Origin of the sequence: Paracoccus sp. TRP (assembly GCF_000185925.1) — a bacterium.
GTDB classification, from domain to species: Bacteria; Pseudomonadota; Alphaproteobacteria; order Rhodobacterales; family Rhodobacteraceae; genus Paracoccus; species Paracoccus kondratievae.
Genome location: NZ_AEPN01000073.1, coordinates 1 through 8,640, shown reverse-complemented (window position 1 = coordinate 8,640; position 8,640 = coordinate 1). Strand labels below are relative to the sequence as shown.

Sequence of the window (8,640 nt, the reverse complement as noted above, 5' to 3'; positions counted from 1 at the left end):
GTCACGTCTCGACGGAAATCAACACCGAGACGACTGATGGTCCTAAATCGATTAAATCGCGTCTGTGAGTTCGAGGCCGCGAAGCCGCTCTTCCACGGCAGCCGTAACAGCGTCAGCGACAGCCATCGGGAAGCCCTTGGGGAGCGCCTGCGTGGAGGTTTCCACTGCCTTGGGGGCACGCTCTGCCACCTCTTCAATGATCGCTATGGCGCGTTTCTTTGACAGGCCGGCTTGCATGGCTGTCTGCACGAAATGCCGACCGTGAATCTGATCGAACCGGTAGTGTCGGCTGCTGCCGACCGACATCGCCATCCTCATCTGTTTACGCTCGATCTGGCGCGCATTCAGCGCGGGCTGGGCGGTGAGAATGTCGTAGAGCGGCGTCATGCGATAGCTGCCGCCAGGGCTTAGGAACACGCTGAAGTTCTTGGCATGGCCGTCCGTTGCGCCGATCAGCCAAAAGATCAGCTGCGCCTTGATGAAGACCTCTTGGTCTTCAGCTGGCGTGTCACTGCCTTTGAGCAGGTTCAGCACATCCACCATGCCCGGCCCGCCCTCATTCTGGTATTTGAGCGTCGGCGGGACGGAGAGCGCCTGGCAGCAATCTTCCTGCGGCAGGCGCAGCAGGCGGCCGTCCCTCGTCCAGAGTCGATCAAAGCGCTCGATGACGAGAGCCTTGGTCTTGCCGAAGGTTTCGATGGAGACGTTGTTGACCGGCAGGCCGAAGGCTTCCGTGAGCTTCAGGCAGAAATACTCATTCTCAACGCTGTCCGAGAGATCGATGCCGCCAGGCAACTGACCGATCTGCGTCTTGATCAGATGTGTGGTCGGTGTCGTTCCGTGAGGCTTGAGCCATTTCCCTTCGTGCCGGAGCAGGGCGGTCTTCTCCTGTGCCCCCGCCACGGAAATCCGGAACGCATCATCGCGCGTAAGCCCGAGCGGAGCCTGGCTTAGGCCGTTCAGGATTTTCTCGATGGCTTCGGCATCAACAGCCTCGCCCTGGAGCGTTCCGGTTGCGTCAGGCGCCTCGTCATCCCCTGCAATGAATTGCAGCGCGCCAACACAGTCATGGCCGATCTTGGTCAGCATACTGTAGGCATCGATGCCGCGCGCGCCAACCTTCTCGGCAACAAGGCGGCGCAGCGTCTCGGAGTCCGGCAGCAGGTTTTCGAAGACGGCCGCGACCGGCTCGCCGCGATAGGGCGTCTCCCGTAAGGGAAGAGAGAGCGAGACCGGCAGCGCGGATGCCCAGCCGAGCCAGTCCTCATGGTATGTGAATTCAATCGCACCGCTTGCTTCGCGGCTTAGTGTCCCGACGCGGCGGTTGTTCAGATAGACTCGTAACGGCGCATAGGCCGGGCGCCGTCCCATCAGAACAGCTCCTCGATGTCCTGCCCGTGCCCCTTGGAACGCGGTCCGATCCTGAACTCAAGGTCGAGAGCGGCGAGGACAGCGAGGATGGAGTCGAGCTTGGCAGGCTTCTCACCGCTTTCGATCAATGAGATCGTAGCCTGGCGCAGGCCTGCCCGCTCGGCGAGTTGCATCTGTGTCCAGTCGCGCTTCTTGCGGGCGCGCTGGATGGTGGTGCCGATCTGCCTGGGTGTGCGTGCGAGGTCGTTCATTTAGTGAGTATACGTTATACCGCATAAGATGTCAATATGCGCTGTAACGTATAACGTAAAATTATGCGCCGCGGCGTATATGATAGGAATATGCGTTAGAACGTATAGGTTCTGGACGGTGCGGCTCCGGGTGCGAATGGGAGCGAGGGAGTCGAAAACTCATCGCCGATGTCGAAAAGCGTTCATGAACTGCCTCAATGTTGAAAAGCCTTCCCGCGCCATCGCCGGCCTCCGTCTTCACGAACTCTTCCGGCACCATGATGCGGTAGCGCGGGTCAATCTCTTCGGAGTGATGGCTCGCCGAGGCTGACCGACAGGTCGGAGGCGAGAATGCCTGGTTGATCATCGACGATACGGCCTTGCCCAAGAAGGGCCATCATTCGGTCGGCGTGGCGCCACAATATGCTTCGGCACTCGGCAAGAATGCCAACTGCCAGACGCTGGTTTCGCTCACCTTGGCATCGCGAGAAGTGCCAATCATGGTGGGCTTGCGGCTGTTCCTGCCGGAGAGCTGGACGAGCGATGCGGCCCGCTTGGAGCGCGCCGGGGTTCCCGAGGAATTGCGCTCCTACAGGACCAAGCCCGAAATCGCGCTGGCCGAGATCGATCGGGTCCGCGCTGCAGGCGTTCGCTTCGGCTGTGTCCTTGCCGATGCAGGATACGGCCTTTCCGGTCCTTTCCGCCAAGGCCTGAGCGAGAGGGGCCTTGCCTGGGCTGTTGGCATACCGTTCAAGCAGAAGGTTTACCCCGCCAATGTCACAATGATCTTTCCCGTCGCTGGCCGGGGCCGCCCTCGCAAGAACGCAATACCGGACATCATCTCGGTATCGGCACAGACGATGCTGGAGACCGCAGCATGGTGCAAGGTCAGCTGGCGGCGCGGCACCAAGGGAAAGCTCTCTGCTCGCTTTGCCGCGGTTCGCGTCCGTGTCGCAGACGGACCACCACAGCGCATTCACGATATGGGCGCGCAACATCTGCCCGGCGAAGAGGTGTGGCTCGTCGGCGAACATCGCTCGACTGGGGAACGCAAATACTACCTGACCAACCTTCCGGTCGAGACGACGATCAAGCAATTGGCGGGCACCATCAAAGCCCGCTGGGTTTGCGAGCAAGCCCACCAGCAACTCAAGGAAGAGTTGGGCCTCGACCACTTCGAAGGCCGATCATGGAAGGGGCTGCACCGACATGCATTGATGTCGATGATTGCACTTGCCTTTCTTCAGTCCCTCCGCCTCAAGCAGGCCAAAGGGGGGAAAAAGAATCGTCGGCCCGCCACCGCAACCCAGCCTGCCCAGAATCCGGCAAGCCATCATTGACCAACTCTCCAGGCCGCCAGACCGACCTTGCCCGCATTGCGGATGCAGGCCGTCCGACCCTCACAATCTGCCAAAGTAGTGCTAGGAAAACCGTTGGGTCAACGCGCAGCGGATCGAGGTGTCAGGGCGCGCACTGCTGGGTCCGGTGGTCTCTCAGCTCGCAAGCGGCGATTACTGAGACCGGTCGAGCCACGGGCGAGCGGGACCCGCAGAACACTCGTTCGATCGGGCTGGCCCGAGCGTCGCACCGGGCCGCCCCGCCCGTGCCGCAAGTCCCGGCAGAGCGGCCCGGTGACAGGCTCTTAGCGGCCCAATCGCGCCCGCAGATATGCCTCCACCTCGATGACCTTGAGGCCCTTGCGCGCGTTGAAGGTGTTGGCCTTGTCCCACCACATGCCGTCGCCCAGGGCGAAGGCGGCGCGGTAGCGGGTCATCACATCCTCCGGCGCTACGGCGAGGTCGGCGCGCAGCTTGTCGAGGGTCCACGCCTCCTTCTGGAAGGTGCGGCCGGTGACGCGCTCGACCACGTCCGCCAGATGGCCGTAGGAGATGGTGTCGCCCGCCACGAATACCACCTCGTTGGCGATCCGCGGTTCGGTCATGAGGATTTCGGTCGTCAGCTTGCCCACGTCCTCCGGCGTCGTCACCGTAACCTTGGTTTCCCAGCTGCCGAGGCCGTGAATGGTGCCGCGGTCGAGGTTGACCACGTCGAAGGCCGGTTCGAACAGAAAGCTGGTGAACATCCCGGTCTGGACGATCACCCATTCCACATCCTGCTGGGAACGGAGGAGCTGGCGCACCTCATACTGCTCGTCGAAGACGGGCTGGCCGCTTCCGCGCCCGACGATGTCGTAATCGACCCCGAACTGCCACGGGAAGTAGCGCTTGACGCCTGCCTTCATCACGGCGCGCGTGATCCGCAGCTGCGTGCCCGGGCCGGCGACGAACCCGGTACAGTTGAGCACCGTCCGGTAACGGCTGAACAACTCGGCCAACGCATCCTCCTCAGAGCTGAGGTCGAAGCCGATGACCTCGACGCCGAGGGCCCGCAGCTCCTCCAAGCTAGTCTCGTCCTGCTCGGTGGGGCTGTCCACCGTCTGGGGCGCGACCAGCGCGGTGAGCGGCTGACCCGCCGCCCGCACCTTCGGTGCAAGGGCGCGCAGCACCGCCATTCCGAGTTGACCGGCGCCGAGCACCAGCATGTCGCGCAGATCGACTTTTCCGTTTTCCATTGTCATTTGCCTTTTCCTTTCGATTGAATCCGTTCGCGCCGCACGGCGCGTCACGTGGCCTGATTGATGACATTGACCTGGCAGAACTCGGCGAGGCCCAGCTCCGTCCACTCGACGCCGATGCCCGATTGCTTCGCGCCTGCGAGCGGCACCTCGGGGCCGAAGTTCAGATGCTGGTTCACCCAGACCGTGCCGGACTGCATCCGCTCCGCCAGCGCCTTGGCGCGGGCGGCGTCCCCGGACCAGACCGAGCCGCCGAGGCCGAAATCGCTGCGGTTGGCCCGGCTCAGCGCGTCCTCGCTGTCCGCGACCCGGATGATGGGCAGGACGGGGCAGAACTGCTCCTGCGCGACCAGCTCGCTCGTGTCGTCGATGTCGCGCACGACGGTCGGGTGGACGAAATAGCCCGGCCCCTCGACCACCGTGCCGCCCGCAATCACGCGACCGTCGCGATGGGCCACCTCGATGAAGTGCTTCGCCTTCTCGAACTGCTGCCGGTTCTGGAGCGGACCGAAGCGGGAGGACGGGTCATTGCCCGGCCCCACGATCGCCTCGCGGGCGCGGCGCGCCACCGCCTCGCTGAAGGCGTCGTAGATCGCATCGGCGACGTAGACGCGCTTGATGGCAAGGCAGGCCTGGCCGGTGTTGAAGAAGGCGGCGTTGAAGATGCGCTCGGCCACCTCCTCCACGTTCACGTCGTCGAGCACGATCGCGGCGTCGTTGCCGCCCAGCTCCAGCGTCAGACGCTTCAGCGTCGGCGCCGCGCTCGCCATGATCCGCCGCCCGGTCGCCGTGGACCCGGTGAAGGTGACCTTGGCGATATCCGGGTGGGAGGTGAGCAGGTCGCCGAGATCGTTCTGGTCGGTGATGACGTTGAGCACGCCGGGGGGCAGGATGCCGGCCGCCAGCTCGCCGATCATGAGGGTGAGGATCGGCGTGGTCGGCGCGGGCTTCATCACCATGGTGTTGCCCGCCATCAGCGCGGGCGCGATCTTCGCCGCCGGGATGAGCAGCGGGAAGTTCCACGGGCTGATCCCCGCGACAACGCCGAGCGGGCGATGGCGCAGCTCGACCCGGCCGCCCGCGACCCCGAAGGCCTTGTGGGGCAGCCTCAGGCCCGCAAAATAGCGGATGAAGGCGATGGAATAGTCCACCTCGTCCGCCGCCTCGCGGCGCGGCTTGCCCTGCTCGGCCACCATGGTGTCGATGAAGGCGTCACGGTGCTGCGCCATGGCGTCGGCGAGCGCCTGCAGCCGCTCGCTGCGCGCCTCCCAGCCAAGGGCATCCCACGCGGGCTGGGCCTTTTTGGCGGCCGCGATGGCCGCTTCCGCCTGCGCCCGGGAGGCGCGGGCCACCGTCGCGAACACGTCGCCCGTGGCGGGGTTGATGACGTCGAGGGTGTGGTCGCCCGCCACCAACGCGCCGTTGATGAGCAGTCTTGATCCGAATTTCATATCTTCTCTCCAACTGGGAGGTCGTGCCCGGCGTTTACTGGGAGGGGACGGCTAGCCGTGGTGCGGTCTGATGCCGCTGCCGTGCTCGCGAATGATGCGCCAGTCGTTGCCCGATCGCCGCCAAACGAGGCTTGAAAGCGTGTGCACGCGGCCTTCTTCGCCTTCGGCGGTCACAAAGGAGGTGACGAATTGAACACTCATGACGGCGAGGTCGCCCGACACCAGTGGGTGCGGTTCGCCGATCATGACGTTGGTCAACTTCCTCATGGTCGGGATGACTGCGTCCCAGATCGCGGCATATTGGGACGCGGACATGTTCACTCGCCGTTCCTTATCGAAGTCGTCAAAGAACTGCGTGCCTTCGGAAGACCAATCATAGAATCGTGCGAGACGTTCATAAAAATCGAACGGTTCGTCTGGGGTGTGTCGCCATCCATTTTCTACCCAATCGCGGGCCAGATCTGAGAGGATTTTGACATCGTCTCTCGGTAATATCGTTCCTTCCGCCATCGTTTGCTCCGTGTCTGATAGCTTCGAGCGGTAGATCTGAAGGATATGGACACGGATGCGGGATGATAAGCGTGACGAATTTGATTTGATTGTTTGCTTAATTCGAATAATTTATGGTTGAGGAAAGGCGCAGTGTGCTCGCGTTTCCGGCCAATTGCGCTGGGAGAGGCAGGATGGATCGATTTCAAGCCATGGAGCTGTTCAAGCGCGTGGTGGAAACCGGAAGCTTCCGGCGCGCGGCGGAGACTTCGCGCGTCCTGCCGTCCACCGTGACGAAGGCCGTCAAGGATTTGGAAGCGCATCTGGGAGCGCAGCTCCTGAAGAGGACCACCCGGGCGATAAGTCTCACCGATGCGGGGCTGCGATACTATGACAGCTGTACGGCCATCCTGCGCGAACTGCAGGCGGCAGAGGACGCCATCGCGGAACCGGAAGGAACGATTCGCGGCGCTATCCGGGTCGGAACGACCCCGTCGATTGCGCGGCAATTCGTCGTCCCGGCGCTCCCCCAGCTGGTCTTGCGATATCCGGATATCGAAATCGATCTGCACCTGAGCGACGGTTTATCGGATCTTGTCCAGGAGAGTATCGATTGCGTTATCAGGGCGGGCGTACCGCAGCCCTCCAGCCTCATCGTGCGCCGTCTCGCCAACTTTGACTGGTATGTTTGCGGATCGCCCGAATATCTGGACCGCTACGGCACGCCGGCATGCGTCGCCGACCTTCGAGAGCATGTCGCGGTGGGTTACACGGACAGCCGGACCGGCCGTCCGTTGAGCTGGACGTTCGGCGAGGGCAAGGGGGCGACTTCGGTGGCCATGACGCGGCGGGTCACGGTGAATGACACGGATGCCTATATTGCTGCGGGGATTGCCGGGCTCGGCCTTATCCGCGCCGCCGGCTATATGGTCCACGAGCCCTTGTCCGACGGGCGCCTTGTTAAGGTCCTCGGCGATGTGGAGGCGCCGACGGATCCGCTATCGATACTATATCCGCCCAGTCGTCATCTTTCGCCCGCAGTGCGCACCTTTATCGACTGGTGCGTGGAGATTATCGGCCGGGAGGCTGTCTGCTGGTGATGTCCAGTTGGGAAACGGGCATGGCGGTGGCCTGGATGCCTTCGCGATCCGCCGGTATTTTGCCTGGCCCGAACCGGTTCGGAAGGCGCCGCGCTTCGCCCCTTCCAGGCCTCGTGCGGGTGCGCAAAAAAAGCGGGCTGGAGGAAGGACTCCAGCCCAAGTCGGGAGGTGCAGTGGTTAAAGGCGGTAAGCAACGCCGACGAGAACCTGGTGGCGGTCGAACTTGCCACGGCCATCACTCAGATCGGAATAGCGATACTCGAGGCGGGTCGAGATCCTGTCAGTGAAAGCACGCTCGACGCCGCCGCCAATAAGCCATCCGTCACGGTTTTCGGTTGATGAACGGAGGCTGGACCTGTCCTTGATCGACGTACGGAATCTGGCGTTGGTGTAGCCGCCGCGCGCATAGATCAATGTGTTGTCGGTGACCAGATAGCCGGCCCGCGCCGTCAGGTCGATCGATCGTTTCGGATCAACCGACATAAGGGCGGTGCCGGTGTCGCGGGTGAAGCGGTCATTGATGCCGAAGTCCAGGCCGACCTCGGCGCCGATCACGAAGCGCGATCCGATCTGGCGGTCGTATCCCGCGAACACACCGGCCGAGACCGCGTCGTGCGAGCGGCTCGCCGCGAGGTTGCCGAGACGTGTGGAAAATGTCCCTGCGTCATGTTCGGACCAGCCGGCCTGGGCGCCGATGAACGGACCGTCAAACGTCTGGGCCGAAACGGCCGGGCTCATACCCGCCGCGAGCGCGGCGGCCCCGAACGAAAGTGCAATCTTCTTCATTCTAAACTCCTCAAGTCACGCCCCGGGAAGGGCCTGCGGTTGAGGATTTGCTGTATTGACTGTTTCCAAATTTTGAACTTGTCCGGCGTCGTGCCTCATCCTAGCTCGAGCTGTTACGCAGCCGCGCTCGTCATGCTTTCCTTGATCGAGGAAACCGGCGGAAGGGCAGGGGCCAGGACATTCGCTTCGCCCCACGCCTTGAGCGCCAGGATCACGGGCTCAAGACTGCGGCCGTGTTCTGACAAGCAATATTCCACCTTGGGCGGCACCTGCGGATAAACGGTGCGAATGATCAATCCGTCCGCTTCGAGTTCACGTAGCTGATTGGTCAGCATTCTCTGGGTGACGCCCGACAGGCGCCGGCGGATTTCGTTGAAGCGCATGGTCCCATGCAACAAGTGCCAGAGGATGACGCCTTTCCACTTGCCGCCGATGAGCGCAAGCGTCGCTTCCACCGGGCACCCGCCGCTGCAGTCGAAGCGCTCGTGTCTTGTACGTGCCATGCTACGGTATCCTTTTTGATACTATATACAAAATATGTGCGTACTTGTCAGTAACACTCCGGATTGCGATCTGGCGCCAGGCAGCAATGCCTCCCCGGAACACAAGCCTAGGTCATGTTGACAAATGGCGGAGCC

The 8,640-nt window shown here is 62.7% G+C and carries 8 protein-coding genes and 1 pseudogene; 2 read left to right on the top strand and 7 right to left on the bottom strand.

The window, feature by feature from the left end:
• Positions 1–51 precede the first annotated feature (51 nt).
• Together PARACOCCUSGL_RS0119000 and PARACOCCUSGL_RS0118995 are read right to left on the bottom strand one after the other, a co-directional pair.
• Positions 52–1,371: a type II toxin-antitoxin system HipA family toxin gene (locus tag PARACOCCUSGL_RS0119000; RefSeq protein WP_010400321.1), complete on the bottom strand. Its 1,320-nt coding sequence runs from the start codon at positions 1,369–1,371 to the stop codon at positions 52–54.
• Complete coding sequence (locus PARACOCCUSGL_RS0118995; protein ID WP_010400320.1) at positions 1,371–1,622, bottom strand: helix-turn-helix domain-containing protein; 252 nt, start codon at positions 1,620–1,622, stop codon at positions 1,371–1,373. Before PARACOCCUSGL_RS0118995 ends, PARACOCCUSGL_RS0119000 begins: the two co-directional genes overlap by 1 nt.
• A gap of 296 nt (positions 1,623–1,918) precedes the next feature.
• Here PARACOCCUSGL_RS0118995 and PARACOCCUSGL_RS21025 point away from each other — a divergent pair.
• Positions 1,919–2,941: pseudogene (locus PARACOCCUSGL_RS21025) on the top strand (IS701 family transposase); the annotation flags it as partial.
• A 302-nt stretch (positions 2,942–3,243) separates the two neighbouring features.
• Here the strand turns inward: PARACOCCUSGL_RS21025 and PARACOCCUSGL_RS0118985 are convergent.
• From PARACOCCUSGL_RS0118985 to PARACOCCUSGL_RS0118975, 3 genes are read right to left on the bottom strand one after another with little or no spacing between them, the layout of a single operon-like run.
• Complete coding sequence (locus tag PARACOCCUSGL_RS0118985; RefSeq protein WP_010400317.1) at positions 3,244–4,179, bottom strand: aromatic alcohol reductase; 936 nt, start codon at positions 4,177–4,179, stop codon at positions 3,244–3,246.
• A 44-nt stretch (positions 4,180–4,223) separates the two neighbouring features.
• Entirely contained in the window at positions 4,224–5,627 is a 1,404-nt protein-coding gene (locus tag PARACOCCUSGL_RS0118980) for an aldehyde dehydrogenase family protein (protein WP_010400316.1), read from the bottom strand.
• 51 nt (positions 5,628–5,678) lie between these two features.
• The gene (locus PARACOCCUSGL_RS0118975) at positions 5,679–6,137 is read right to left on the bottom strand and encodes a nuclear transport factor 2 family protein (protein ID WP_010400314.1); all 459 of its coding nucleotides are present in this window, start codon (positions 6,135–6,137) and stop codon (positions 5,679–5,681) included.
• A 191-nt stretch (positions 6,138–6,328) separates the two neighbouring features.
• Here PARACOCCUSGL_RS0118975 and PARACOCCUSGL_RS0118970 point away from each other — a divergent pair, with 191 nt between their 5' ends.
• Positions 6,329–7,216, top strand: a complete 888-nt coding sequence (locus PARACOCCUSGL_RS0118970; RefSeq protein WP_202796805.1) for a LysR family transcriptional regulator — start codon at positions 6,329–6,331, stop codon at positions 7,214–7,216.
• 177 nt (positions 7,217–7,393) lie between these two features.
• On the opposite strand, the gene PARACOCCUSGL_RS0118965 is transcribed toward PARACOCCUSGL_RS0118970, so the two are convergent.
• Both PARACOCCUSGL_RS0118965 and PARACOCCUSGL_RS0118960 read right to left on the bottom strand, forming a co-directional pair.
• Positions 7,394–8,002, bottom strand: a complete 609-nt coding sequence (locus tag PARACOCCUSGL_RS0118965) for an outer membrane beta-barrel protein (RefSeq protein WP_010400310.1) — start codon at positions 8,000–8,002, stop codon at positions 7,394–7,396.
• Positions 8,003–8,115: 113 nt separating this feature from the next.
• Entirely contained in the window at positions 8,116–8,505 is a 390-nt protein-coding gene (locus PARACOCCUSGL_RS0118960; RefSeq protein WP_010400309.1) for a helix-turn-helix domain-containing protein, read from the bottom strand.
• Positions 8,506–8,640 lie beyond the last annotated feature (135 nt).

Excerpts from the sequence above, each read along its gene's own strand:
- PARACOCCUSGL_RS0118965 (WP_010400310.1), bottom strand. The coding sequence starts at position 8,002 with ATGAAGAAGATTGCACTTTCGTTCGGGGCCGCCGCGCTCGCGGCGGGT.
- PARACOCCUSGL_RS0118975 (WP_010400314.1), bottom strand. The coding sequence starts at position 6,137 with ATGGCGGAAGGAACGATATTACCGAGAGACGATGTCAAAATCCTCTCA.
- PARACOCCUSGL_RS0119000 (WP_010400321.1), bottom strand. The coding sequence starts at position 1,371 with ATGGGACGGCGCCCGGCCTATGCGCCGTTACGAGTCTATCTGAACAAC.
- PARACOCCUSGL_RS0118985 (WP_010400317.1), bottom strand. The coding sequence starts at position 4,179 with ATGACAATGGAAAACGGAAAAGTCGATCTGCGCGACATGCTGGTGCTC.
- PARACOCCUSGL_RS0118995 (WP_010400320.1), bottom strand. The coding sequence starts at position 1,622 with ATGAACGACCTCGCACGCACACCCAGGCAGATCGGCACCACCATCCAG.
- PARACOCCUSGL_RS0118970 (WP_202796805.1), top strand. The coding sequence starts at position 6,329 with ATGGAGCTGTTCAAGCGCGTGGTGGAAACCGGAAGCTTCCGGCGCGCG.
- PARACOCCUSGL_RS0118960 (WP_010400309.1), bottom strand. The coding sequence starts at position 8,505 with ATGGCACGTACAAGACACGAGCGCTTCGACTGCAGCGGCGGGTGCCCG.
- PARACOCCUSGL_RS0118980 (WP_010400316.1), bottom strand. The coding sequence starts at position 5,627 with ATGAAATTCGGATCAAGACTGCTCATCAACGGCGCGTTGGTGGCGGGC.